This window comes from Streptomyces sp. NPDC054783 (assembly GCF_053611725.1).
On record NZ_JBSHAY010000003.1, the window covers coordinates 383609 to 406796 of the forward strand.

Here is a 23188-nt window from a genome sequence, read left to right on the forward strand (position 1 = left end):
GGCGCATGACGTCATCTCAGGAAGAGCTGCTTCCCGGAACGCGCCGCGCCCTGCTGCACCGGATCGTCGTCGCCCAGGCCGAAGGGCGGGCGCCGTCGCTGGTCGCGGCCGTGGTGCGGGGCGGACGGGCCGTGTGGCACGGGGCGCGGACCTCGGTGGACGGGCACGGGCCGGACGAGAACGTGCAGTACAGGATCGGGTCCATCACCAAGACCTTCACCGCCGTCCTGGTGATGCGGCTGCGCGACGAGGGCCTGCTCGACCTCGGTGACCCGCTGGAGAAGCACCTGCCCGGTACCGGCGCGGGCGAGGCGACGATCGCCGAACTGCTCGCGCACACCGCGGGGTTGGCGGCCGAGTCGCCCGGGCTCTGGTGGGAGCGGACCCCGGGCGCCCTGCGCCCGGAGCTGAGCGATGTGCTCGGCGAGCAGCCCCTTCTGCACCCCGTCGGCCGACGGCACCACTACTCCAACCCCGGCTACACCGTGCTCGGCGCGCTGGTGGCGGAACTGCGAGGCGCTCCCTGGGAGGAGGTGCTGCGCAGCGAGATCCTCGAGCCGCTCGGACTGCACCGCACGAGCGCGCAGCCGCAGGCTCCGCATGCCGGCGGATGGGCCGTGCATCCGTGGGCGGACGCGATGCTGCCGGAGCCGCTGGAGGATCTGGGCAGGATGGCACCGGCCGGCCAACTGTGGTCGACCACGGGGGACCTGGCGCGGTTCGCCGCGTTTCTGGCCGCGGGTGACGAGCGGGTGCTGAGCGCGGCGTCGGTGCGGGAGATGCGCACACCTGCGGCGCCCGCCGAGGCGGCGGACGTGCTGGACGGGGCCACGTACGGACTCGGTCTGCAGATCCAACGCCGTGACGGCCGGCTCCTGGTCGGCCACTCCGGTTCACTGCCGGGCTTCCTGGCGAACCTCACCCTCAGCGTGGAGGACGACGTGGCCGCGGTGGTGCTCGCCAACTGCACCAGCGGACCGCTGCTCGGAGCGGCGGGCGCCGACCTGGTGCGCATCGTCGCCGAGGCGGAACCGCGGATCCCGGAGCCGTGGCGGCCGCTGCGCGAGGTGGACCCGGTCGTCCTGGAGCTTGCGGGGCAGTGGTACTGGGGGACCAACGCCTTCGGTCTCAGGGTGACCGCTGACGGCCTGCTCGCGCTCGGTCCGCTGACCGGCAGCGGCCGGCGCTCCCGCTTCTGCTCCAACGGTGACGGCACCTGGACGGGACTGGAGGGCTATTTCGCCGGAGAACTGCTGCACCCCGTACGGCGCACGGACGGGTCACTGAGCCATCTCGACCTCGGCTCGTTCGTGTTCACCCGGCAGCCGTACGACCCTGAGGCGCCGGTCCCCGGCGGCGTGGATCCGGAGGGGTGGCGGGGCATCGGCTAGCCATCCTCGGCACAGGGGGGGGTGTTTCACGTGAAACACACTCCCCTGTGGCGTTCCTGGTCCGGCGGCGCTGTCAGAGCGGCAGTTTGAAGCCCTCGTGCGTGGCGCTGAAACCGAGCCGTTCGTAGAAACGGTGGGCGTCGGTGCGTGCCTTGTCGGACGTCAGCTGCACCATCCGGCACCCGAGTCGGCGAGCGGTGTCGATCGCCCACTCGATCAGCAGGCTGCCGAGGCCGCTGCCTCGTTCATCCGCGTGGATGCGGACGGCCTCGATGAGTGCGCGGGTCGTGCCCTTGTGGGAGAGCCCTGGAATGAGCGTGAGCTGGAGCGTCCCGATCACGCGGTCTCCGCGGACGGCGACGACGAGGTGCTGGTTCGGGTCCGCCTCCAGGCGTGCCAGCGCGACCCGGTACGGGGTCATGTCGTCGGGGGACTCGCGCTGGGCACCGAGTGGATCGTCGGCGAGCATCGCGACGATCGCCGGAAGGTCGTCGGCGGTCGCACGTCGTATTTCAAGATCTCCCATGCACGCACCCTATGCAGGCACGTTCAAGGACTCCACGGCCCGTACCAGCGGGGCCAGTTCGGGGTTCCTGGAGGCTTCGTCCAGGGCCTCGCGAAGGGCGGTGTCGTTGGTGGGGCGCGCCTCCTCCAGCAGTCGCAGGCCCGCCTCGGTGACGTTGGTGTAGATGCCGCGCCGGTCGGTGGGGCACAGGTAGCGCTCCAGCAGGCCGCGGTTCTCCAGTCGGGTCACCAGGCGTGTGGTGGCGCTCTGGCTGAGCACGACCGCGTCGGCGACCTGCTTCATCTGCAGATGGCCGCCCTCGCCGTCGTGCTGGCGGCTCAGTACATCGAGCAGTGAGTACTCACGCACGCTCAGGTCGTGCTTCGCCTGCAGGGCGCGTTCGATGTGCGCCTCGATCCTTCCGTGCAGGGCGGAGAGGGCGCACCAGCCCTGTGCGAGGGCGGTGAGCGCGGGGTCCGTCGCTGTCATTGGCGTTCTCCTCCGTCCCGGAGCGGCTGCATCCAGAGTAGAGCAAGTCCGCAATAGTGCGCGGTTGCATGTAGCCCGCGTCTACAACTATTGTTGGCGCACGCAAAGCGCACCTGCAATCGTTTGGGAAGGTACCCCCATGCCTCTCGCGCTCCTGGCCCTTGCCATCGGGGCCTTCGGAATCGGAACGACCGAATTCGTGATCATGGGCTTGCTGCCCGAAGTCGCGGGCGACTTCGGGGTCTCCATCCCCACGGCGGGCCTGCTCGTGACGGGCTACGCGCTCGGTGTGGTCATCGGCGCCCCACTGATGACCGTGCTCGGCACCAAGGTCTCGCGCAAGCGCATGCTGATGCTGCTGATGGGCCTCTTCATCGCCGGAAACCTGCTCGCCGCGGTCGCCCCCACCTTCGCGATCATGCTGATAGGACGCGTGGTCGCCTCGCTCGCGCACGGCGCCTTCTTCGGCATCGGCTCCGTCGTGGCGGCCGAGCTGGTGGCGCCCCACAAGAAGGCCAGCGCCATCGCCATGATGTTCACCGGCCTGACTGTCGCCAACGTCATCGGCGTCCCGTTGGGCACACTTGTCGGCCAGCATGTCGGCTGGCGCGTCACCTTCGCCATCGTCGCCGTGCTGGGGGTCGTCGGCCTTGCCGGCATCGCCAAGCTGGTACCTGAGATGCCGAGGCCCGAGGGTGTGCACCTGCGGCACGAGCTGGCCGCCTTCAAGAACGCCCAGGTCCTGCTCGCCATGGCGATGACCGTCCTCGGCTTCGGCGGCGTCTTCGCGGCCATCACGTACATCGCGCCGATGATGACCCACGTCGCGGGCTTCGCCGACGGCTCGGTGACCTGGCTGCTGGTCCTGTTCGGCCTCGGCATGGTCGGCGGCAACCTCATCGGCGGCAAGTTCGCCGACCGCGCCCTCATGCCGATGCTGTACGTGTCGCTGGGCGCCCTCGCCCTCGTCCTGGCGGTCTTCACGCTCACCGCGCACAACAAGATCGCGGCGGCCGTGACCATCGCCCTGATCGGTGCTCTGGGCTTCGCGACCGTACCGCCGCTGCAGAAGCGCGTGCTCGACCAGGCGCACGGGGCCCCGACGCTGGCGTCAGCCGTGAACATCGGCGCCTTCAACCTGGGCAACGCGTTGTCCGCCTGGCTCGGCGGCATCGTGATCGCGGCCGGCTTCGGCTACACGGCCCCCAACTGGGTCGGCGCCGCCCTCGCCGCGGCCGCCCTGGCCCTGGCCGCCCTGTCGGCGGCGCTGGAGCGCCGCGACGGCGCTCGCGGCACCGTGGTCGCCTCCGCGACGCCCGCCGATCGGCAGACGCCGGTCCACCACTGAGTCCCTCGCATCACAGAGCCCACACCCCGCATCCCAAAGACCTCCGTGCCGGGGCCCTCCTCCCCGGCACTGCAAGCACCCCCTGAGGAGAGAACCTCCGTGAGCACCATCGCCGTCGCCCCGCTGTCCATCGAGGACGCCGAACTTCTCGTCGCCACCGCCCGCAGCGCGGCCGAGGACGCCGGGGTCACCGTCAGTGTCACTGTCCTGGACGCGGGCGGCCACCTGCTCGCCTTCCGCCGGGACGACCGGGCCGTGCTGATCTCCGGCGAGACCAGCACCCGCAAGGCCTACACGGCACTCCAGCTGAACACCCCCACCGCCGACCTGGTCGAGGCCGTGCAGCCGGGCGGCCTCTTCCACACGCTGCCCACGGCCCTCGACCGGCCCCTGCTGTTCATCGCGGGCGGAGTGCCGATCCACCGGGACGGACGACTGATCGGCGCGATCGGCGTCGGCGGCGGTGCACCGGAGCAGGACCACGGCTTCGCCACCGCGGCCGTACGGGCGCTCGCCTGAGCCGCGACCCCACAGGGACAACGCCGGTCCCGCCGCATGACGCGGCGGGACCGGCATTCGTCGTACGAGGGCTCAGCCCGCGGCCACGGTCAGCGGTGCGAACCGGCGGGCCCAGGCCCCCGGGAGATCCGTGATGCCATACGTCATGACGGCGTTGAAGGCCACGGAGGCCAGCCCCCGCGCCTTCGCCCATGTCAGCAGTTCCTCATGGCGCACATCGATGTCGGTGCGCAGAGGACGGTCTGTGTGGGCCGCCAGCGAGGTGATCAGGGCCTTGGCGGTCTCCGTGTCCCGGGCTACCAGGGGACCGACGACATGGGTGTCCATGTTGGGCCACGCGGCCGTGTAGCCGATGATCCGGCCGTCCTCCTCGGCCACCCGCAGCTGGTCGGCGAAGGCCGGCAGGCGGGTGATCAGGGGAGTGCGGTCGGCGCCGAACACCTCCTCGTCGAGACGCAGGATCGCGGGCAGATCCTCCGCGGTGGCGGCGCGGGTGAACACGCGGGATTCCGGTCCGCCGGGAGTGAAGCGGCCCCTCAGCATCTCCGCCCGGCCCGTCACCTTGAAGCCCAGCTCCTCGTACAGGGGGCGGCCGTTGGGCGTGGCGTGCAGGGTGAGCGGTGTGGTCCCCATGGTCGACACGACATGGCGCATCAGGCGGCGCCCCACGCCCTGGCGGGCTTGGCGTGCGGCCACCAGGACCATGCCGATGGCACCGAGATCCGGACGCCCCCACGGGCCGTACTCCGTGACGACGCATGCGGCGACGAGACCACCCTGAGGGTCGTCGATACCGAAGCCCTTTCCGGCGGTGAGGAGGAACCCCCACTTGTGTTCCTCACGTGGCCACCCCCGGTCCTCGGACAAGTCGGCGCAGTCGGTGAGATCACGAAGCGTCAGACGGCGGATGGGCAGAGCGGCGAGGGAAGGAGTCGACACGCAGGTCAGGCTGTCCGACGGGCACCCTCGACGTCCACCCGTTTCCCTGCAGACACACGTGCTTTTGGTCATGTCGTGGTCCTGTGCACGGCCGGCGGACAGCTGGGCGTGTTTCACGTGAAACATCGGCGGCCGGTTGGCCTCGGGGGCCATGGCGAGACTTCATCTCTTCGATCTTGACGGCACATTGCTGCACGGCACTACGGCTCCGGTGGAGATTTCTCGCCAGTTGGGCCTGGAAGAGGAGGCCGTGGCGCTGGACCGGGCGATCGCGGAGGGGCGGATCGGTCCGCCGGAGTATGCGGCGCAGGTGTACGACCTGTGGTCCGGTCTGACCCAGGAGCATGTGAGCGCCGCGTTCGAGGCGGCTCCCTGGCTGGCCCGCATCCGTGAGGTCTGGGCGGAGATCACAGACACGGGCGGATACTGCGCGGTGGTGTCGCTCTCGCCGTCCTTCTTCGTGGAACGCCTTCTTGACTGGGGCGCTCACGCGGCGCATGGATCCCGCTTCCCGGCCGTTCCGTTCACCGAGCCCGTGGATCCGTCCGGGGTGCTCAGTGCCGCGGCCAAGGTGACCGTTGCCGACCGGCTCTGCGAGGAGTTCGGCGTGGCACGGGCGGACTGTGTGGCGTACGGCGACTCGATGTCGGACAAGGACCTGTTTGCTGTCGTACCGGTTTCCGTGGCGGTCAATGGGGACGCCCACCTGGCAGGACTCGCTACGCACTCCTACACGGGGCGGGATCTGTGGGACGCCTATGAATTGGTTCGTCCTGCCCTGTAGTTGTCGGACTGCATGGTTCGCACCCTTGCTGGATTCGTGAGGAAGGAAGGGGGGACTTGTGTGCGCGGCGATCGCCGGTAGGGTCGACCCCGGTTCACGTCCGGGATGGGGTCCACGGTCCCGTGCGGGCCGAGAGCAGGGCAAGCAGCCTAACGGGACGGAAAGCGCGAGACCCGCGTTTCCGGGTATGCGACCGCGGCATCCGATCGGGATGCAACGCTGCGGGGTGCTACGGCAGGCCGCCCGCCGGGGGAAAGCATGCACCTCCTTCGAGGAGGGGGTGCGCAGACCGACCGCAAAACGTTCGAGGCGAGGCACACCATGGACACTCCGACCACCACGTCGGGGGAGAACGGCATGTCGGGCGGGTCCGGCTGGTTCACTCCGCGCTCGGCACCGTCGGCTCCGCCGCCGGACAGCCCAGAGCTCGTGCCTGCTCAGCGGCCGGCGCCGGCCGTCGAGGAGGGGTCTGCGGACGCCATCCTCATACGCCGCACGATGGCCGAGATAGGCCCGATCGCCGACAAGGTCACCTCCTACTTCTACGCGCTGCTCTTCGTCCGCCATCCCGAGCTGCGGGCACTGTTCCCGGCCGCGATGGACAGCCAGCGGGAGCGCCTGCTGAAGGCGCTGCTCACCGCGGCCGAGCACCTGGACAACACCTCGGTCCTCGTCGACTACCTGCAGGGCCTGGGCCGTGGACACCGCAAGTACGGGACGCGCGCCGAGCACTATCCGGCCGTCGGGGAATGCCTGATCGGCGCGTTGAGCAGGTACGCCGCCACGGTCTGGAGCCCTGAGGCCGAGGCGGCCTGGGTGCGGGCGTACACGACGATCTCCCAGGTCATGATTGACGCCGCGGCGGCGGACGAACTGCGGACTCCGGCCTGGTGGCAGGCCGAGATCGTCACCCACGACCTCAGAACCCCCGATGTCGCGGTCCTCACCGTCCGCCCCGACCAGCCCTATCACTTCCTCGCAGGCCAGTACGCGAGCGTGGAGACGCCCTGGTGGCCACGGGTGTGGCGGCACTACTCGTTCGCGTCTGCGCCCCGCTCGGACGGTCTGCTGACGTTCCATGTGAAGGCCGTACCGGCCGGCTGGGTCTCCAATGCGCTGGTGCACCGTGCGCGGCCCGGGGACGTCCTACGCCTCGGGCCGCCGACCGGTTCCATGACCGTCGACCATACGACCGACAGCGGACTGCTCTGTCTGGGCGGCGGCACCGGCATAGCGCCCATCAAGGCCCTGGTCGAGGACGTCGCCGAGCGTGGGGCGCGTCGGCCTGTCGAGGTGTTCTACGGCGCCCGCACCGACCACGACCTCTACGACATCGACACCATGCTCCGGCTCCAGCAGAGTCACCCCTGGCTGTCCGTCCGGGCGGTCATCGACCAGCTGGCCCACATCCAGCTCCCTGATGCCCTGCGCGAGTACGGCCCCTGGAACGAGTACGACGCCTATCTCTCGGGCCCGCCCGGAATGATCCGCAGCGGTATCGACACGCTCCGGGACATCGGGGTCCCGTCGGGCCGCATACGGCATGACTCGGTGGAGGAACTTCTCGTCGTCGGGAACTGAGCGCGCTAACCGAGGTCGGGAGCGTGCATGGCGCGCACACCTTCGATGTTGCCGTCCAGATAGTGGCGCAGCGACAGCGGGACCAGGTGGACGGAGGCGATGCCGACCCGGGTGAAGGGGACGCGGACGATCTCGTACTCACCGGCCGGCTCGTCCACTTCGGGGCCGTGCCGCCGGGTCGGGTCCATGGATTCCAGTCGGCAGACGAAGAAATGCTGCACCTTAACGCCGGTTGCGCCGCCGTCCTCGCCGATGTGCTCGACGGTGTCGACGAAGCACGGCACCACATCTGTGATCTTGGCGCCGAGTTCCTCGGACACCTCCCGGTGCAGGGCATCCACAACGGTCGGGTCCTCGGCCTCGACCCCACCACCGGGAGTGACCCAGTAGGGATCGACACCGGGCTTGGTGCGCTTGATCAGGATCAGGTCGTCACCGTCGAGGAGAATGGCACGGGCGGTGCGCTTGACCACGGGTCGGACGGTCATGGGAGAAATGTGGCCCGGCTGGTTCCACGTGAAACATCGCAAGGAGTCACCTCGTGATCGCCTTCCGTGGAAGCTGCGCTGGAGGTCTCAGTACCAAGCCGTGGCCGCCCGCTGAAGCCACTCATGGGCGCGCGCGATGTGAGGCATGGCGAGGGTGCCGGTGCGCACCACCAGGAAGTAGGTGCGCAGGGGCGGTATGGCCGGATCGTGCAGCATCGAGATCGTGCCGTCGTCGAGGGCCGAGGTACACAGATAGCGGGGCAGCACCGCGAGTCCGGCACCCGCGATCGCGCAGGCGAGCACCGCGCGTAGATCCGGAACGATGACCGTGCCCGAGGCGGCTGGGCGTGAGTCGAAGACTGAGCCCCAGTAGCGCGAGACGAAGGGCAGCGACTCGTGGACCTCGACGACGGGAAGATTCTCCAGTGCGGGCGCCCCTTTCAGTCGCAGCGCCTCCGCACCGATCTGCTCCAGCCAGCGAGGGGCGGCGACCAGCACGTGTTCTTCGTCGCAGAGCGGAGTCGCGGTGAGCAGAGCCCCGCGCGGACGTGCCGTGCTGATGGCCAGATCATGATGTCCGGCGGCCAGTCCCTCCAGCGTTTCCTCCGCTGTGCCGAAGGAGGCGCGGAGCGCGAATCCCTGGCCGTCGTCACCGGTGAGCTCCGTCAGGGCGGGCAGGGCGCGTTCGGCGGTGAACTCGGGCGGGCCGGCGAGGTGGAGGGTTCTGAGCGAGGACTCGTCGTCCAGGCCGCTCTCGGCTATCTCGACCAGGGCGTCGAGATGGGGAGCGGCCTTGTGCGCGAGCTCGTCGCCGATGGTCGTCGGGGTCACCCCGCGCGCCTGACGGAGGAAGAGAGGCCTGCCGAGCTGTCGTTCCAGTGTGCGGATCTGCGAGGTGACGGCGGGCTGGGAGAGGCCGAGCAGGGCGGCGGCGCGGGTGAAGGAACCAGCCCGGTGCACCGTGACGAAAGTGCGCAGCAAGGCCAGGTCCATGGCGTGTCCTCCCCTGTCTCTGCCCTCCTCCGGCCCCCAGGCAGACCCCAACTATAAATAAGTCGATAGGTCTCTGTCGCTAGCGTGATTGGACACTGACAGAGAGTCAACTAGCCTTGTTCGCGCGGTTCTTCGCGCGCAGGAACCGAAGACGGTCCGAGCCACGAGGGGGGAGGCTCGGACCGTCGTGCGCCGTCGGCCGGACGGCCACGGCTCACTCGGTGGACTTGGCGGACTCGTCCAGGGCCCGCAGCACGTCGGCGATCAGATCCTCGGGGTCCTCGGCGCCGACGGACATACGGATGAAGCCTTCCGCGACCGCGTCCCCGCCCCAGCGGCGCCGCCGCTCGGCCGTGGAACGCACCCCGCCGAAGCTCGTGGCGTCCTCCACCAGGCGCAGGGCTTCGAGGAAGCGTTCGGCACGCGCGCGTGTGGGCAGCGTGAAGGAGACCACGCAGCCGTAGCGGCGCATCTGCTGCGCGGCGGTCTTGTGCGAGGGGTCGTCGGGCAGTCCGGGGTATCGCAGGCCGGACACCTCCGGCCGCTGTCTCAGCGCCTCGGCGACCGCGAGGGCGGTGGCGTTCTGCCGGTCGACGCGCAGCTGGAGCGTGGCGATGGACCGGTGCGCGAGCCAGGCCTCCATGGGCCCGGAGATCGCCCCGACGATCTTGCGCCAGCGCCGTACGGCGGCCATCGCCTCGGTGTTACGGCCGGCGACATAGCCCAGCAGCACGTCACCGTGGCCGGTGAGCTGCTTGGTGCCGCTGGCCACGGAGAAGTCGGCGCCCAGCTCCAGCGGACGCTGCCCGAGCGGGGTGGCGAGGGTGTTGTCGACGGCCACCAGGGCGCCCCGCGCGTGGGCCGCCTGCACCAGCCGCCGGATGTCGCACACGTCGAGTCCCGGGTTCGACGGGGACTCGATCCACAGCAGCCGGGCGCCGTCGAGAACCTCCAGCTGGGCGTCGCCGCCGGTGGGGGCGGTACGCACCTCGACGCCGTACGCCTCCAGCTGGGCGCGGACCAGCGGCAGCACCTGATAGCCGTCGGAGGGCAGCACGACGGTGTCCCCGGCGCGCAGCTGGGAGAACAGCACCGAGGAGATCGCCGCCATGCCGGAGGCGAAGACCAGCGTCTCGACGTCGTCCCGCCCGGGTGCCTCGAGCTCGCCGATGGCCCGCTCCAGCAGCGTCCAGGTCGGGTTGTCGTCACGGCCGTACGAGTACGGGCCCGTCACCTCGCCGGGCAGATGGAAGTGCGCCGCGAACACCGGTCCGGGCAGGGTCGGCTCGTGCTTGACCGGTTCGGGCAGTCCGGCGCGTACCGCGCGCGTGCCGTCTCCGGTACGGCCCTGGTCCTTGGGGATGTCGCTCATGCGGCCCGCCCTTCCAGCTGCTCGCGTACGGCGGCGAGCAGACCGACGCTCGCCGCCTCGACCATCTCGAGGCACTCCTCGAAGCCGTCCCGGTGTCTGTAGTACGGGTCCGGCACGTCGAGGTCGTCACCGGCGGCGGGATCGTACGAGCGCAGCAGGCGGACCTTGCGCGCGTCGTCCTCGGAGGGTGCGAGGCGGCGCAGGGCCTTGACATGACCGGCGTCGAGGGCGATCACCAGGTCGAGGCGGGAGAACCACGACGACTGGAACTGGCGCGCGACGTGATCGCTGTCGTAGGCGTGCTCCTCCAGGACCGCGACGGTCCGCGGGTCGGCGGGCTCGCCCTCGTGCCAGCCGCCGGTGCCGGCGCTGTCGACCTCCACACGGTCATCCAGGCCGGCCTCCGCCACGCGCGCGTGGAAGACGGATGCGGCCATCGGGGAGCGGCAGATGTTGCCGGTGCACACGAAGCAGACGCGGTAGGTCATGGTGCGCTCAGTCCTCGTCGGGCAGGACGACGTGCAGCGCCCAGGAGACGATGGAGATGATCAGACCGCCGATGACGGCCGTCCAGAAGCCCTGCACATGGAAGCTCAGGTCGAGCTTGCCGCACACCCAGGAGGTCAGCAGCAGCATCAGCGCGTTCACGACCAGGGTGATCAGGCCCAGGGTCAGGATGAACAGGGGGAAGGTGAGGACCTTCACGATCGGCTTGACCAGCCAGTTCACCAGGCCGAAGATCAACGCGACGACGATCAGCGTGCCGGCCTTCTTGGCCGTGCTGTCACCCGTCAGAGTGATCTTGTCCAACAGCCACACCGCGACCGCCAGGGCGCCCGCGTTGGCGATCGTCTTGACTACGAAATTCTTCATGTGTCTGATCGTGGCAGACCGGATCGGAACAGAGCAGAGGCGAGGGCGAGTGCGGCGATGAAGGTATTCCGGCTGGACGAACTGGAGGCGGAGCGCGCCGCCAACGAGGGGGCGTACCTTCAGTTCCTGCGGGAGCGGAACATGTCCGTCGGCCTGTACGCCCTCAACGCGGGCGAGCACGACCCCCAGAAGCCGCACAACCAGGACGAGGTGTACTTCGTCGTCAGCGGCCGGGCGTCGATCACGGTGGGACTGGAGACCACCGAGGTGGCGCGGGGCAGCGTGGTGTACGTGCCGGCCGGGGTCGCCCACAAGTTCCACCACATCAGCGAGGACCTGAGGGTTCTGGTCGTCTTCTCTCCGCCCGAGGCGTGAGTCGGGGCCCCAGGATTCCCTAGGGGACCGGTCAGGGGAGGACAAGGGGTGCGAGGCCCCCGCGGGACCCCTCGCCGGCCCTAGCATCGAGTGCAGAACATCCAGGCCGTACGTGAAAAGGCGTACGAGCACTCAGACGTACGAGAATGCAAAGGACGAGGGCGATGCGAGAGATCTTCGCGGGACTGCCGTGGTGGGTGAAGTGGGTCGCGGTGCCGGTCATCGCCCTGGCCGTGTTCGGCGGCCTGATAGTGACGGTGCTCAGCATCGTGATCGGCCTGCTCTTCAAGGCGCTGGTCTTCGTCGCCCTGGTCGGCGGGCTCATCTACATCGTGCGCAAGTTCTTGTCGAACTCCTCGTCACACAGCGACTGGTGACGGACCCGGGGGACTGGTGACCCGTGACGGCATCACCGGTTCCCGGCAAGGCGATCACCGGTTTCCCTCGGGCGAGGGAAGTTTCCCCGTGGGGCCGTCTGCGTGCGGCGGCGGACGATTAGAGTCCGGACTCCCGCGGGGTGCGGCCCCGCGGGCGGCGCAGATCCCCTCCGTGCTCTTCCCCTGCACGGGCTGCCCCTCGCGCTCCGGGAGTGACCCTTGGCCACGGTTGACACCGCACCGGCAGAACCGCACGCACCCTCCACCCCACCGCGCTCCTGCGCGCCCCCCTCCCAGCGGCCGCCCTCCGTCGTGGTCCCCGGACAACCGCAGCCCACCGCCTCTTCACCGCACCCGATCGACGTCCCCGGAGTACCCCACCGCACGGACGCCTCCGGGCCGCCACATCCGACGGACCATGCCGCGACGCACCCCGCCGACGCCCCCGGCTCGCCGGCCGCCGCGACGCTCATCGGATCCGTCCAGCGCGCCATGCGCCTGCTGGAGGCCGTCGCCACACATGTGTACGGCGCCCCCGCCAAACAACTCGCCCGCGAGACCGGACTGGCCCTCCCGACGACCTACCACCTGCTGCGCACCCTGGTGCACGAGGGCTATCTGCGGCGCGAGAAGGGGCTGTTCTTCCTCGGCGAAGCGGCCGAACGGCTGGGCAGCAGCGGAGCACAGCAGAAACGTCGCAGCGCGGTGGCGGACACGCTCGCGCACTGGCGCGATTCCATCGGAGTGCCGGTGTACTACGCGATGTACCGGGACGGCGAGATCGAGGTCATCTGCGTCTCCGACTCCCCCGAGGCGCCGGCGGTCGAGGAGTGGGCCGACTTCCGCGAGACCGGTCACGCGCATGCCATCGGGCAGTGTCTGCTCTCCCAGCTGGACGAGGATGCCCGCCGCGACCATCTCGCGCGCTATCCCGTGCAGTCCATCACTCCGTACACGGTGCGTGACAGCGACGCCCTGTTGCGCCGGCTCGCCCGGGTGCCGCGCATGGAGCCGGTGGTGGAGCGTCAGGAGTACGCGCTCGGGACGGTCTGCGCGGCGGTCCCGATCACGGTCGGCGCCACGGTGGCCACGATGGCCATGTCGCTGCCCGCCCACCAGGCCGACCGGCTGTTGCCCGCGGCGCGTCGGCTGCAGACGGAGATCGGACGGCATCTGGGCGCACTCACCCTCTCTATCAGTATCTGAAAACTTACTCCTTGTGATCTGCTGTGTACGTTCAGCAAGATTTGACCACGGTTTAGAGGGATCAGTCCCGGCCAGTCGACGTCCATACGACGGGGTAGACGATGCGCGAGTCCGTACAGGCAGAAGTCATGATGAGCTTTCTCGTGTCGGAGGAGCTCTCCTTCCGCATTCCGGTGGAGTTGCGCTACGAGACCAGTGATCCCTATGCCGTCCGGCTCACCTTCCATCTGCCCGGTGACGCACCGGTGACCTGGGCGTTCGGGCGCGAACTGCTGATCGACGGCGTCGGCCGGCCGTGCGGCGAAGGGGATGTGCACATCGCACCCGCCGACTGCGAGGTGCTGGGCGAGGTGCTGATCAGGCTTCAGGTCGGCAGCGACCAGGCCCTGTTCCGTTCCTCCGCGCCGCCGCTGGTGGCTTTCCTGGACCGGACGGACAAACTCGTGCCGCTCGGTCAGGAGGGCGCGCTGGCCGACTTCGACGCCCATCTGGAAGAGGCCCTGGACCGCATCCTGGCCGAGGAGCAGAGCGCCGGCTGAAGCGTTACGGCATGGGGCGCCGAATGCTCCGCCGTGCCGCGTGGAATCGTGCAGGAACGCTTCTGCACGGGGAGCCGAGATGCGGCAGGCTGACCTCGCTCGCTGCCGCTCGCTGCCGCTCGCTCGTCCTACCGCTTCCGGCGTCGCCCCCGGCCGCCGCGTGCCGGGAGGGGTTGTGCCCCGGCCGGTGCCGGGGTGCCCGGGCCTGTTCGGTCGGCCGAGACCACCAGGGCGGCGAGCGCGGTGGTGACCGGGACGGAGGCGACCAGGCCGATCGAGCCGACCAGGGTGCGCACGATCTCCTCGGCGACCAACTCGCTGTTGGCGACCGTGCCCACGCTGCTCTGGGCGATGGAGAAGAGCAGCAGCAGGGGCAGCGCGGCGCCGGCGTAGGCCAGGACGAGGGTGTTGACCACGGAGGCGATGTGGTCCCGGCCGATGCGGATGCCTGCTCGGTACAGTCCACGCCAGCCCATCGAGGGGTTGGCGTCGTGCAGTTCCCAGACGGCGGATGTCTGGGTCACGGTGACGTCGTCGAGGACGCCGAGGGAGCCGATGATGACGCCGGCGAGCAGGAGTCCGCTCATGTCGATCTTCGGATACAGGCCGTGGATCAGGCCGGTGCTGTCGTCGGTGTTGCCGGTGAGGGCGGCCCAGCCGATGAACTTCGAGCCGAGTATGCCGATCAGCAGCAGCGAGGCAAGGGTGCCGAGCACCGCCACCGAGGTGCGGGCCGACAGGCCGTGGCACATGTACAGGGCGATCAGCATGATGGCGCTCGATCCGACCACGGCCACGAGCAGCGGGTTCGAACCCTGCAGGATCGCCGGCAGGATGAACAGGGTCAGCACCAGGAAGCTGACGGCCAGGGCGACCAGCGCCATCACGCCGCGCAGCCTGCCGACCACCACGACGGCGAGCGCGAAGATCCCTGCCAGCAGTCCGACGGGGAGCTTCCGATTCACGTCGGTCACCGAGTACTGCAGGTCCTTCGGCGCCGAAGGTTCGTAGGCGACCACCACCTGCTCGCCCTGACGCAGTTGCCGGGTCTGGTCGGGCTGCACGATCTCGGTGAACGTACGGCCTGTGTCCTTACCGGTGCCGACCCGGACGGTCGCCTTCTTGCAGCTTCCCTTCACCTCCTGCCCTGCAGACGTGCCCTGGGCGGTGGAGGTGTCACCGGTCGGGGCGCCACCGGAGGCGTTCACCGACGTACAGCTCACCTCGACGACCCTGGTGACCGTGGCCTGCTGCGTCTGCCGGTCGAAGCCGACGCCGCTGCGCTTGTGGGACGGGGCTCCCCCGGGCCAGAGCACCACCAGGCCGACGACAACTGCCACGGTGAACGGGACCAGGATTGCGGCGATGACCTTGCGCAGGTGCTTGGAGACCGGGGCGGCGGGCCCATGGCTGTGTCCGTGTCCGTGGTCGTTCCCACGTCCGTGTCTATGGCCGTGACCATGTGCCTGACCGTGGCCATCACCGCGGCTGTCGTACCGGCCGCCTTCCCGCTCGGAGGCGTGGTCGTCGCCCGGCCCCGAGCTCGGTCGTTGGTGAGGCTCGGGAGGCCGATACGGGTACTGCTGCATCCGGGTCACCGCCTGATCATTGCAACAGCGGCAGGAGGCCCACTGTTCACCGCGCCACAAATGACGCTAGCGTGGAGGCACCTTTGCACACGCGGGAGCTCGGAGCACCGGGCTGAGAGGGCGCTGACCTCCGTACGTGCGATGTTTCACGTGGAACAAGCGACGTTCCGCGCGGAATGCCGCCAAACGGAAACCGCTGCGTCGACCGCCGAACCTGTTACCGGGTAATGCCGGCGTAGGGAGTAGGTCTCATGACCAACAAGGACGCACGCACGCCTGCCTCCGCTCAGGACGAGAAGTCCCAGGAGGCCGGGAAGTCCAGCGGCTGGCACAAGGCGTACGTCGAGGGTTCGCGCCCCGACCTGCGCGTGCCGGTCCGTCAGGTGCACCTCACCAACGGGCAGTCGGTCACGCTGTACGACACGTCGGGCCCGTACACCGATCCACTCGTCGACACCGATGTCCGTAGGGGCCTGCCGCCGTTGCGGGAGAACTGGATCATCGCCCGCGGTGACACCGAGGAGTACGCGGGCCGTCCCGTCCGTCCCGAGGACGACGGGATCAAGCACACCTCACCTCGCGGTGGACTGCGCAACCTGGACGCGGTCTTCCCCGGACGGCCGCGCCAGCCGCGGCGGGGCCGGAGCGGCGAGGCGGTGACGCAGCTCGCGTACGCCCGCCGGGGCGAGATCACCCCGGAGATGGAGTACGTGGCCATCCGGGAGAACGTTTCTCCGGAGGTGGTCCGCGAGGAGATCGCGGCAGGCCGGGCGGTGCTGCCCGCCAACGTCAACCACCCGGAGATCGAGCCGATGATCATCGGCAAGCGGTTCCTGGTGAAGGTCAACGCCAACATCGGCAACTCCGCGGTGACCTCCTCCATCGAAGAAGAGGTGGAGAAGATGACCTGGGCGACCCGTTGGGGAGCCGACACGGTCATGGACCTGTCCACCGGCCGCAACATCCACACCACCCGCGAGTGGGTGCTGCGCAACTCCCCCGTCCCCATCGGCACGGTGCCGCTCTACCAGGCCCTGGAGAAGGTCGACGGCAAGGCCGAGGAACTGACCTGGGAGATCTACAAGGACACGGTCATCGAGCAGGCCGAGCAGGGCGTGGACTACATGACCGTCCACGCGGGCGTCCGGCTGCCGTACGTGCCGCTCACCGCCAACCGCAAGACCGGCATCGTCTCGCGCGGTGGCTCGATCATGGCTGCGTGGTGCCTGGCGCACCACAAGGAGTCGTTCCTGTACGAGAACTTCGAGGAGCTGTGCGAGATCCTCGCCGCCTACGACGTCACGTACTCGCTGGGCGACGGGCTCCGGCCGGGTTCGATCGCGGACGCCAACGACGAGGCGCAATTCGCGGAGTTGAGGACGCTCGGGGAACTCAACCGGATCGCCAGGCGTTTCAACGTACAGACGATGATCGAGGGCCCGGGACACGTCCCGATGCACAAGATCAAGGAGAACATCGACCTTCAGCAGGAGATCTGTGATGAAGCTCCGTTCTATACGCTCGGCCCGCTGACCACGGACATCGCGCCGGCGTACGACCACATCACCTCCGGCATCGGCGCCGCGATGATTGCCTGGTGGGGCACGGCGATGCTCTGCTACGTCACACCCAAGGAGCACCTGGGCCTGCCCAACCGTGACGACGTCAAGACCGGCGTCATCACCTACAAGATCGCCGCGCATGCGGCCGACCTCGCCAAGGGGCACCCGGGCGCCCAGGAATGGGACGACGCACTGTCCGACGCCCGCTTCGAGTTCCGGTGGGAGGACCAGTTCAACCTCGCCCTGGACCCGGACACGGCACGGGAGTTCCACGACGAGACCCTGCCGGCCGAGCCGGCCAAGACCGCTCACTTCTGCTCCATGTGCGGGCCGAAGTTCTGCTCCATGAAGATCTCGCAGGACATCCGCCGCGAACACGGTGGCAGCCGGGCCGAGATCGAGGAGGGCATGGCCCAGAAGTCGCAGGAGTTCGCGGCGAGCGGGAACAGGGTGTACCTGCCGATCGCCGACTGACGGCTCCCCCCTGGCGGTGCTCGCCCAGGGTGCACCATGAGCACCGCCCAGGGCCGCGCCCACAGGTGTCCCGGTGCCGCCGGGCACGGCCCGCCTCGGCCGACCGGGGCGGCGGCGCACCGGTCGGCCCGGGCGGGCCCGCGTCGGCCGGGGCGAGAGCCGTGTCCGGGCTGCCGCGGGGCTACTCGGGCTGGTGCTCCGGGCCGCCGAAGTCCGGGCTCGTGTAGTCAGGGCTGGTGAAGCTCGGCCGACCGGACTGGGTGCCGTCGTCAGGGCTGCTGAAACCGGGGCGGTCGTATCCCAGACGGGGCATGCGGCCGCGCGGGGCCGGCGAGGTCGTACGGTGCACGGGGGCCGGTCCGGGCTCGGCGAGCGCCTCCCTGAGGAACGGCAGGATGCCGCGCTCCAGCAGGGCGTCCCGCCAGGCCTCTCTGGCGCTGTCCAGTTCCCGGTGTGCCGCGTCCAGTGCCTGGGCCTGCGGCGAGGTGCTGTTGCGCAGGGCAGTGAGGAGCAGTCCGACGGCGGCGACGAGGATCGTGGCCGCGGTCACCGCGCCGAACACCCACCCGGCCGTGAGCATGGTCTGGGCGAAGGTCTGTCCGGGGCTCAGCGTCTTCAGGATGTAGCCGACGAGCAGGAAGATCGCCGCGGCGGTTCCGGAAAGGACGGGAGCGAGTACGGCGATGACCGCGACGGCGCCTGCGCCGGTGCTCTCGGCCGCCTCACCGAAGGCGGGGACGAGCCCGGTCGTGGCCGAACCGGGGTCCGCGGGAGCGGAGTCACCGGAGGCCGAGGGGGTCATGACCGGCTGGCGCAGTTCCTGGCGGACCTTCACATAGTGCTGGTATTCGGCCGCGGCGGCGGCCGTTATCAGTGCGGTGGCGTTGAGCGCCATGGTGCGCAGTTGTTCGGGATTGAGCCGCTGTCCGACAGCGGCCAGTTCCGGCCGCTGTGGTGCGGAGCGCAGCGCCTCATCGAGGAGCCGCTCGAATTCCTGGCGGTCCTCGCTCTGCAGGTGCTGCGGAACGCTGTTCATGTGCATCCCCCGATGCTCCGTAGGGCTTGGGGCTCGCACGCCGGCGAGCCGTCGGGCAGAAACGGAGGGGAGCCTGCTACGGATAAGCCGATGGTAGAGCCGTTACGGCACCCGGTGACAGGGGGTTGCCGGAAATTGCCCTCCGGCCCGCGGGCACTTTGCCGGGGGAAGCCCGCCCGCAAAACGTTCAGGTGGTCAGGGGAAGTTGCCGGACCAGGAGCTTTCCGGCCATGGTCACGCCGCCGTCCATCGCGATGGCGAGCCCGTCGGCGTAGACGTGCGGTCCCTCCACGACCGGGCCGGTGCCCTCCTCGCCGTCCTCGGAGCCGACTTCGCCGAGGAGGTAGGGAATCGGGCTGTGACCGTGAACGACGCGGGTGCCGCCGTACGTATCGAGGAGGGAGCGCACGGCGTCGGCGCCGCCCTCGTCGCGGAAGGAGAAGCGCTTGGTGAACTTGCGGAACAGATCCCAGCACTCGTCCGCGTCGTTGCGGGTGAGGGTCTCGCGGACGGTGTCGTTGACCGCCTCGATGGAGTCGCCGTAGTCGAGGTAGGCGGTGGTGTCCGAGTGCACGAGCAGATAGCCGTCGACCTCCTCGACGGCGTCGAGGCGGGCCATCCACTGCAGATGGTGGTCCTGGAGACGGTCCATGTCGGTCTTCTGACCGCCGTTGAGCAGCCAGGCCGCCTGGAAGGTGGCGGTGCCCGCGCCGGAGTTGACGGGGGTGTCGCCGAACCGCTTGGCGCCGAGCAGCAGCAGTTCGTGGTTGCCCATGAGGGCCTTGCAGTAGCCGCCGGCCGCCGCGGCCTCGGCGGACAGCCGCATCACGAGGTCGATGACGCCGATGCCGTCGGGGCCGCGGTCGGTGAAGTCGCCGAGGAACCACAGCCGGGCAGTGCCTGCGCACCACTGGCCGGAGGCGTCGATCAGCCCCTGCTCGTGCAGTGCGGCCACCAGTTCGTCGAGGTACCCGTGGACGTCTCCGACGACGAACAGCGGTCCGGGCCCGGTCGCGGGCTGCGGGGCCGGGGCCGCGGGTGCCGTCTCGACGGGGACCTGGAGCGTCTCCGTCCGGTTGATGACGGGCAGGTCGCGCTGGGTGGGGGTGTAGCTCTCCGGGTACGCCTCGTCGGCGGGCGGCGCGGTGTCGCCCGGGTGGGCGGTGCGGACGTACGGACCGGTCTCGTGGACGTACGCGGGTACCCGGAAGTCGCGCAGCGTCGCCGTCCGCTCCACTTCGGGTCCCTGACCGGCCCCCTGAGTCATCAGACCCCTCCACCATCGCGCCGCATCTGCACCCCTTCGGACTGCCTGGTCGCAGCGGTCCGCGGTGTCGTGGGCCCATCATAGGAATGCGCGTCGCGCCGTGTGATGACCCAGGGGTGGTGAATCGGAACAAGACTCCAGTTCACCGCGGCTTTCGCCCCGTTTGGGCAGGTGTTCGGCCGACTGTGCGCCGACCGAACACCTGGCCCGCCGGTCGCCGGCCCGCCGAGCCCCCTCTCTCGGCCGGCGCGCGCACGGGGCGAGCGCCCCGCTTTCCGGCGCTATTTCTCGTCCGGCGTCCGCGGCGGGCTGACCGTCGTGCGCGGCGAGCGCCGCTGCGAGGAGGTGCGCACGATCAGCTCGGTCGGTATCACCTGCTCGACCGGCTGGTCCGACTCCACGCTCTCGATGGCGTCGATGAGGAGCTGGACCACCGCCGTGCCGATGCGGCGGGGCTTGAGGGAGAGCGTGGTGATGGGCGGCTCGGTGCTGGCGTACACCATGGACTCGCTGCAGCACACGAGCAGCAGGTCGTCGGGGACGCGGAGCCCGTAGCGCCGGGCGGCGGCCAGCAGGTCGGTGCCGTTGGGGTCGAACAGGCCGTAGACCGCGTCGGGCCGGTCGGGGCGGGCGAGCAGCCGGTCGGCGGCGACGGCGCCCGCGCACGGGTCGTGCGCCGGGTAGGCCTCGTAGACCGGGTCCTGGCCGACCCGCTTGCACCAGCGCAGATAGGCGGTCGTGGACAGGTGGGTGTACGTGTCCGTCGTCGTGCCCGTGAGCAGGCCGATGCGGCGGGCGCCGGCGTCGGCGAGGTGGTCGAGGATGCCGAGGACGGCGGCCTCGTGGTCGTTGTCGACCCAGGCGGTGACCGGCAGCGAGCCGGCCGGGCGGCCGTCGGAGACGACCGGCAGTCCCTGCCGGACGAGCTCGCTGACCACCGGGTCCTGGTCGGAGGGATCGATGACGACCGTGCCGTCCAGGGCGACGTTGGACCACACGTCGTGGCGGGAGGTCGCGGGCAGGATCACGAGGGCGTAGCCGCGGGCGAGCGCGGCCGAGGTGGCAGCCCGTGCCATCTCGGCGAAGTACGCGAACTCCGTGAAGGTGAAAGGTTCATCCCCGTACGTCGTCACGGTCAGGCCGATCAGACCCGACTTGCCGGTACGGAGGGTGCGGGCGGCGGCGGAGGGGCGGTATCCGAGCCGGTCGGCGACCTCGCGGACGTGGCGCCGGGTGGCATCCGGGAGCCGGCCCTTGCCGTTGAGGGCGTCGGAGACGGTCGTGATGGATACTCCGGCGGCGGCGGCCACGTCTCTGATGCCCGCCCGGCCCGGCCGGCTGCCTCGACGTGAGGTTTCCGCGCGGCTCACCTGGTGCTTCCCTGCTGCTGTCATGGCGAGCCGATAGTAGGGCTCATGTGGTGGGGTAGTGCGGACGCATATGCACACGTTGACAGGCACGTTTCTGCATGGTCGCACAGGGTCAACTGCCTTAGAAAAACAGCCAGTTGAACGATTCTTCTGTAAGACGTGACGCAGTGACGCGTATGGACCTGCCAAGTACCCGATGTCTCGAAGAGGTCTCAACTCACCTGCACGGGTGATGCGCGCCACGGCGCAAGCCACCGGCGCATAGATATATGTACGGCGCGCCCCCTGAAACGTACGCCTTCGTACGGTGATGCACCGGGATGACGCCGGAGCGGATGCGGTTCACGTTTTGCAGGGCCGCCACCTGTACGCACCGGGGCCGAATCCTCATAAGGTGAGGAGTATTGGAAGCCGGCGGCGTCGACGGTCCGCCGGTGGTCGCGAGGAGGACTGCGGTGAGTGAGACGAGCCCCAAGCTGCGTGCCGAGCTGGAGGGTATCCCCACCTACAAGCCGGGCAAGCCCGCCGCGGCCGGCGGGCCGGTCGCCTACAAGCTGTCCTCCAACGAGAACCCGTACCCGCCGCTGCCCGGCGTGATGGAGAGCGTGACGGCGGCCGCCTGCAACTTCAACCGCTACCCGGACATGGCATGCACCGGGCTGATGGCCGAGCTGTCGGAGCGCTTCGGCGTGCCGATGTCCCACCTGGCCACCGGCACCGGCTCGGTGGGCGTCGCCCAGCAGCTCATCCAGGCCACCAGCGGTCCCGGCGACGAGGTGATCTACGCCTGGAGGTCCTTCGAGGCGTACCCGATCATCACGCAGATCAGCGGCGCCCGGTCGGTGCAGGTGCCGCTCACGCCCGGCGACGTGCACGACCTGGACGCGATGGCGGACGCGATCACCGACCGGACGCGTCTGATCTTCGTCTGCAACCCCAACAACCCGACCGGCACGGTGGTGCGGCGGGCCGAGCTGGAGCGGTTCCTCGACCGGGTGCCCGGCGATGTCCTGGTGGTGCTGGACGAGGCCTACCGCGAGTTCATCCGCGACCCCGAGGTGCCCGACGGCGTCGAGCTGTACCGGAACCGGCCCAACGTCTGCGTCCTGCGTACCTTCTCCAAGGCCTACGGGCTCGCCGGGCTGCGCGTCGGTTTCGCGATCGCCCACGAGCCCGTTGCGGCGGCGCTGCGCAAGACAGCGGTGCCCTTCGGTGTCACCCAGCTCGCGCAGGAAGCGGCGATCGCCTCACTTCGGGCGGAGGACGAACTGCTCGGGCGGGTCGGCTCGCTGGTGTGCGAGCGCACGCGCGTGGTCGACGCGCTGCGCGCCCAGGGCTGGACGGTGCCGGAGACGCAGGCGAACTTCGTGTGGCTGCGGCTGGGGGAGCGTACGGTCGCGTTCGCTCAGGCCTGCGAGCAGCACGGTGTGGTGGTCCGGCCGTTCCCGGGCGAGGGTGTGCGGGTGACGGTCGGAGAGACCGAGGCGAACGACATCTTCCTGAAGGTGACGGAGGCGTTCCGCAAGGAGCTGTAGCGCCGCGAAGGCTTTACTCGTCGATCAGTTCCACACGGATGGGATCGCCGCCTCGTACGCTCGCCAGCACACCGGCGTCCCCGTCCAGGCTTCCCAGGATGTTGCACGGGCTCGCGAGGCGGCACTCGTCGCCTCGCGAGATCGGGGTGGGGCCGTAGGGGAGGGCGAGCGCGTCACCGTCCGTCCAGAAGGCCACCGTGCCCGGCTCCACGACCTGCCGGGCGTCCGTTTCACGTGAAACGGAGACACCTGTGTCGAAATAGACCTCCTCGCCCCATGTGCAGGCGCTGGAGGTGAGCGGCAGTGCCTTGGCGAGGGCCTGTGCGGTGGGGGTGTCGGTGTCGAGGGTCGCGGTGATGTTGCCCGCGGGCCAGGAAATACGTATCTGCATGGCGCGCAATTCAACAAGATGTTGAAGTCGCTGCCAAGGCCTTGACTCCGCGGCAGGAGGGCCACCCCGCCCTACCGGGCCGAAAATCGGTACGTCATAATGGCTTGTGAATGTGAACGCGTTCACAAGCGCATCCCGTTTGCCCTGTATGTATGCGACAGACGGGGCGAATCGCCGCTGTACCA

At 69.5% G+C, this 23188-nt stretch carries 24 protein-coding genes; 11 read left to right on the forward strand and 13 right to left on the reverse strand.

From position 1 onward, the window contains the following. Positions 1-5: 5 nt before the first annotated feature. On the forward strand, positions 6-1391 hold the full coding sequence (locus ACWGJ5_RS08640) for a serine hydrolase domain-containing protein (RefSeq protein ID WP_453309010.1): 1386 nt from the start codon (positions 6-8) through the stop codon (positions 1389-1391). Positions 1392-1464: 73 nt separating this feature from the next. On the opposite strand, the gene ACWGJ5_RS08645 is transcribed toward ACWGJ5_RS08640, so the two are convergent. Beyond that, positions 1465-1917 carry an N-acetyltransferase family protein gene (locus ACWGJ5_RS08645; RefSeq protein WP_453309011.1) on the reverse strand — a complete coding sequence of 151 codons (453 nt, stop codon included), beginning with the start codon at positions 1915-1917 and terminating at the stop codon, positions 1465-1467. Between the two features lie 9 nt (positions 1918-1926). Further along, positions 1927-2385 (reverse strand): MarR family winged helix-turn-helix transcriptional regulator, encoded by a 459-nt coding sequence (locus tag ACWGJ5_RS08650; protein ID WP_453309012.1) that lies wholly within the window; start codon positions 2383-2385, stop codon positions 1927-1929. Between the two features lie 139 nt (positions 2386-2524). On the opposite strand from ACWGJ5_RS08650, the gene ACWGJ5_RS08655 reads away from it, so the two are divergent. Continuing rightward, positions 2525-3733 (forward strand): MFS transporter, encoded by a 1209-nt coding sequence (locus tag ACWGJ5_RS08655; RefSeq protein WP_453309013.1) that lies wholly within the window; start codon positions 2525-2527, stop codon positions 3731-3733. Positions 3734-3832: 99 nt separating this feature from the next. Then, entirely contained in the window at positions 3833-4252 is a 420-nt protein-coding gene (locus tag ACWGJ5_RS08660) for a GlcG/HbpS family heme-binding protein (protein WP_453309014.1), read from the forward strand. 72 nt (positions 4253-4324) lie between these two features. On the opposite strand, the gene ACWGJ5_RS08665 is transcribed toward ACWGJ5_RS08660, so the two are convergent. After that, the gene (locus ACWGJ5_RS08665; protein ID WP_453309015.1) at positions 4325-5191 is read right to left on the reverse strand and encodes a GNAT family N-acetyltransferase; all 867 of its coding nucleotides are present in this window, start codon (positions 5189-5191) and stop codon (positions 4325-4327) included. 151 nt (positions 5192-5342) lie between these two features. On the opposite strand from ACWGJ5_RS08665, the gene ACWGJ5_RS08670 reads away from it, so the two are divergent. Next, on the forward strand, positions 5343-5975 hold the full coding sequence (locus tag ACWGJ5_RS08670) for an HAD family hydrolase (protein WP_453309016.1): 633 nt from the start codon (positions 5343-5345) through the stop codon (positions 5973-5975). Positions 5976-6296: 321 nt separating this feature from the next. Then, entirely contained in the window at positions 6297-7556 is a 1260-nt protein-coding gene (locus ACWGJ5_RS08675) for a globin domain-containing protein (RefSeq protein ID WP_453309017.1), read from the forward strand. Between the two features lie 5 nt (positions 7557-7561). Here the strand turns inward: ACWGJ5_RS08675 and ACWGJ5_RS08680 are convergent, their stop codons facing one another. From ACWGJ5_RS08680 to ACWGJ5_RS08700, 5 genes are all read right to left on the reverse strand, one after another. Next, positions 7562-8044: an NUDIX domain-containing protein gene (locus tag ACWGJ5_RS08680; protein WP_453309018.1), complete on the reverse strand. Its 483-nt coding sequence runs from the start codon at positions 8042-8044 to the stop codon at positions 7562-7564. Positions 8045-8131: 87 nt separating this feature from the next. Then, positions 8132-9037 carry a LysR family transcriptional regulator gene (locus ACWGJ5_RS08685; protein ID WP_453309019.1) on the reverse strand — a complete coding sequence of 302 codons (906 nt, stop codon included), beginning with the start codon at positions 9035-9037 and terminating at the stop codon, positions 8132-8134. 214 nt (positions 9038-9251) lie between these two features. Next, complete coding sequence (locus tag ACWGJ5_RS08690) at positions 9252-10409, reverse strand: cystathionine gamma-lyase (protein WP_453309020.1); 1158 nt, start codon at positions 10407-10409, stop codon at positions 9252-9254. Next, complete coding sequence (locus ACWGJ5_RS08695) at positions 10406-10897, reverse strand: low molecular weight protein-tyrosine-phosphatase (RefSeq protein ID WP_453309021.1); 492 nt, start codon at positions 10895-10897, stop codon at positions 10406-10408. Before ACWGJ5_RS08695 ends, ACWGJ5_RS08690 begins: the two co-directional genes overlap by 4 nt. Positions 10898-10904: 7 nt before the next feature. Next, positions 10905-11282: a phage holin family protein gene (locus ACWGJ5_RS08700; protein WP_453309022.1), complete on the reverse strand. Its 378-nt coding sequence runs from the start codon at positions 11280-11282 to the stop codon at positions 10905-10907. Positions 11283-11339: 57 nt separating this feature from the next. Between ACWGJ5_RS08700 and ACWGJ5_RS08705 the strand changes: the two genes are divergently transcribed. The 4 genes from ACWGJ5_RS08705 to ACWGJ5_RS08720 all read left to right on the forward strand — a co-directional run bounded on the left by ACWGJ5_RS08705 (position 11340) and on the right by ACWGJ5_RS08720 (position 13779). Beyond that, entirely contained in the window at positions 11340-11657 is a 318-nt protein-coding gene (locus ACWGJ5_RS08705) for a cupin domain-containing protein (RefSeq protein ID WP_453309023.1), read from the forward strand. Between the two features lie 164 nt (positions 11658-11821). Then, a complete protein-coding gene (locus ACWGJ5_RS08710) occupies positions 11822-12034 on the forward strand; it encodes a DUF5326 family protein (protein ID WP_453309024.1) in 213 nt (70 codons plus the stop codon). A 219-nt stretch (positions 12035-12253) separates the two neighbouring features. Then, on the forward strand, positions 12254-13240 hold the full coding sequence (locus ACWGJ5_RS08715; RefSeq protein ID WP_453309025.1) for a helix-turn-helix domain-containing protein: 987 nt from the start codon (positions 12254-12256) through the stop codon (positions 13238-13240). A 101-nt stretch (positions 13241-13341) separates the two neighbouring features. Then, on the forward strand, positions 13342-13779 hold the full coding sequence (locus tag ACWGJ5_RS08720) for an SsgA family sporulation/cell division regulator (RefSeq protein ID WP_228621692.1): 438 nt from the start codon (positions 13342-13344) through the stop codon (positions 13777-13779). Positions 13780-13907: 128 nt separating this feature from the next. On the opposite strand, the gene ACWGJ5_RS08725 is transcribed toward ACWGJ5_RS08720, so the two are convergent. Next, a complete protein-coding gene (locus ACWGJ5_RS08725) occupies positions 13908-15377 on the reverse strand; it encodes a YibE/F family protein (protein WP_453309026.1) in 1470 nt (489 codons plus the stop codon). Between the two features lie 242 nt (positions 15378-15619). Between ACWGJ5_RS08725 and thiC the strand changes: the two genes are divergently transcribed. After that, positions 15620-17404: a phosphomethylpyrimidine synthase ThiC gene (gene thiC / locus ACWGJ5_RS08730; protein WP_453309027.1), complete on the forward strand. Its 1785-nt coding sequence runs from the start codon at positions 15620-15622 to the stop codon at positions 17402-17404. A gap of 181 nt (positions 17405-17585) precedes the next feature. On the opposite strand, the gene ACWGJ5_RS08735 is transcribed toward thiC, so the two are convergent. The 3 genes from ACWGJ5_RS08735 to ACWGJ5_RS08745 all read right to left on the reverse strand — a co-directional run bounded on the left by ACWGJ5_RS08735 (position 17586) and on the right by ACWGJ5_RS08745 (position 21101). After that, a complete protein-coding gene (locus ACWGJ5_RS08735; RefSeq protein ID WP_453309028.1) occupies positions 17586-18446 on the reverse strand; it encodes a hypothetical protein in 861 nt (286 codons plus the stop codon). 181 nt (positions 18447-18627) lie between these two features. Next, the gene (locus ACWGJ5_RS08740) at positions 18628-19707 is read right to left on the reverse strand and encodes a metallophosphoesterase (RefSeq protein ID WP_453309029.1); all 1080 of its coding nucleotides are present in this window, start codon (positions 19705-19707) and stop codon (positions 18628-18630) included. 281 nt (positions 19708-19988) lie between these two features. Further along, entirely contained in the window at positions 19989-21101 is a 1113-nt protein-coding gene (locus tag ACWGJ5_RS08745; protein WP_453309030.1) for a LacI family DNA-binding transcriptional regulator, read from the reverse strand. Between the two features lie 431 nt (positions 21102-21532). Between ACWGJ5_RS08745 and hisC the strand changes: the two genes are divergently transcribed. Then, positions 21533-22612 carry a histidinol-phosphate transaminase gene (gene hisC, locus ACWGJ5_RS08750; RefSeq protein ID WP_228624282.1) on the forward strand — a complete coding sequence of 360 codons (1080 nt, stop codon included), beginning with the start codon at positions 21533-21535 and terminating at the stop codon, positions 22610-22612. A 13-nt stretch (positions 22613-22625) separates the two neighbouring features. On the opposite strand, the gene ACWGJ5_RS08755 is transcribed toward hisC, so the two are convergent. Continuing rightward, positions 22626-23003 carry a cyclophilin-like fold protein gene (locus ACWGJ5_RS08755; RefSeq protein ID WP_453309031.1) on the reverse strand — a complete coding sequence of 126 codons (378 nt, stop codon included), beginning with the start codon at positions 23001-23003 and terminating at the stop codon, positions 22626-22628. Positions 23004-23188: the final 185 nt, after the last annotated feature.

What these genes read in the sequence shown, in the direction of transcription:
- ACWGJ5_RS08690 (WP_453309020.1), bottom strand. Translation starts at nt 10,409, where the DNA reads ATGAGCGACATCCCCAAGGACCAGGGCCGTACCGGAGACGGCACGCGC.
- ACWGJ5_RS08675 (WP_453309017.1), top strand. Translation starts at nt 6,297, where the DNA reads ATGGACACTCCGACCACCACGTCGGGGGAGAACGGCATGTCGGGCGGG.
- ACWGJ5_RS08680 (WP_453309018.1), bottom strand. Translation starts at nt 8,044, where the DNA reads ATGACCGTCCGACCCGTGGTCAAGCGCACCGCCCGTGCCATTCTCCTC.
- ACWGJ5_RS08700 (WP_453309022.1), bottom strand. Translation starts at nt 11,282, where the DNA reads ATGAAGAATTTCGTAGTCAAGACGATCGCCAACGCGGGCGCCCTGGCG.
- thiC (WP_453309027.1), top strand. Translation starts at nt 15,620, where the DNA reads ATGACCAACAAGGACGCACGCACGCCTGCCTCCGCTCAGGACGAGAAG.
- ACWGJ5_RS08670 (WP_453309016.1), top strand. Translation starts at nt 5,343, where the DNA reads ATGGCGAGACTTCATCTCTTCGATCTTGACGGCACATTGCTGCACGGC.
- ACWGJ5_RS08740 (WP_453309029.1), bottom strand. Translation starts at nt 19,707, where the DNA reads ATGACTCAGGGGGCCGGTCAGGGACCCGAAGTGGAGCGGACGGCGACG.
- ACWGJ5_RS08735 (WP_453309028.1), bottom strand. Translation starts at nt 18,446, where the DNA reads ATGCACATGAACAGCGTTCCGCAGCACCTGCAGAGCGAGGACCGCCAG.
- ACWGJ5_RS08655 (WP_453309013.1), top strand. Translation starts at nt 2,525, where the DNA reads ATGCCTCTCGCGCTCCTGGCCCTTGCCATCGGGGCCTTCGGAATCGGA.
- ACWGJ5_RS08685 (WP_453309019.1), bottom strand. Translation starts at nt 9,037, where the DNA reads ATGGACCTGGCCTTGCTGCGCACTTTCGTCACGGTGCACCGGGCTGGT.
- ACWGJ5_RS08705 (WP_453309023.1), top strand. Translation starts at nt 11,340, where the DNA reads ATGAAGGTATTCCGGCTGGACGAACTGGAGGCGGAGCGCGCCGCCAAC.
- ACWGJ5_RS08755 (WP_453309031.1), bottom strand. Translation starts at nt 23,003, where the DNA reads ATGCAGATACGTATTTCCTGGCCCGCGGGCAACATCACCGCGACCCTC.
- ACWGJ5_RS08650 (WP_453309012.1), bottom strand. Translation starts at nt 2,385, where the DNA reads ATGACAGCGACGGACCCCGCGCTCACCGCCCTCGCACAGGGCTGGTGC.
- ACWGJ5_RS08710 (WP_453309024.1), top strand. Translation starts at nt 11,822, where the DNA reads ATGCGAGAGATCTTCGCGGGACTGCCGTGGTGGGTGAAGTGGGTCGCG.
- ACWGJ5_RS08720 (WP_228621692.1), top strand. Translation starts at nt 13,342, where the DNA reads ATGCGCGAGTCCGTACAGGCAGAAGTCATGATGAGCTTTCTCGTGTCG.
- ACWGJ5_RS08745 (WP_453309030.1), bottom strand. Translation starts at nt 21,101, where the DNA reads ATGACAGCAGCAGGGAAGCACCAGGTGAGCCGCGCGGAAACCTCACGT.
- ACWGJ5_RS08640 (WP_453309010.1), top strand. Translation starts at nt 6, where the DNA reads ATGACGTCATCTCAGGAAGAGCTGCTTCCCGGAACGCGCCGCGCCCTG.
- ACWGJ5_RS08695 (WP_453309021.1), bottom strand. Translation starts at nt 10,897, where the DNA reads ATGACCTACCGCGTCTGCTTCGTGTGCACCGGCAACATCTGCCGCTCC.
- ACWGJ5_RS08645 (WP_453309011.1), bottom strand. Translation starts at nt 1,917, where the DNA reads ATGGGAGATCTTGAAATACGACGTGCGACCGCCGACGACCTTCCGGCG.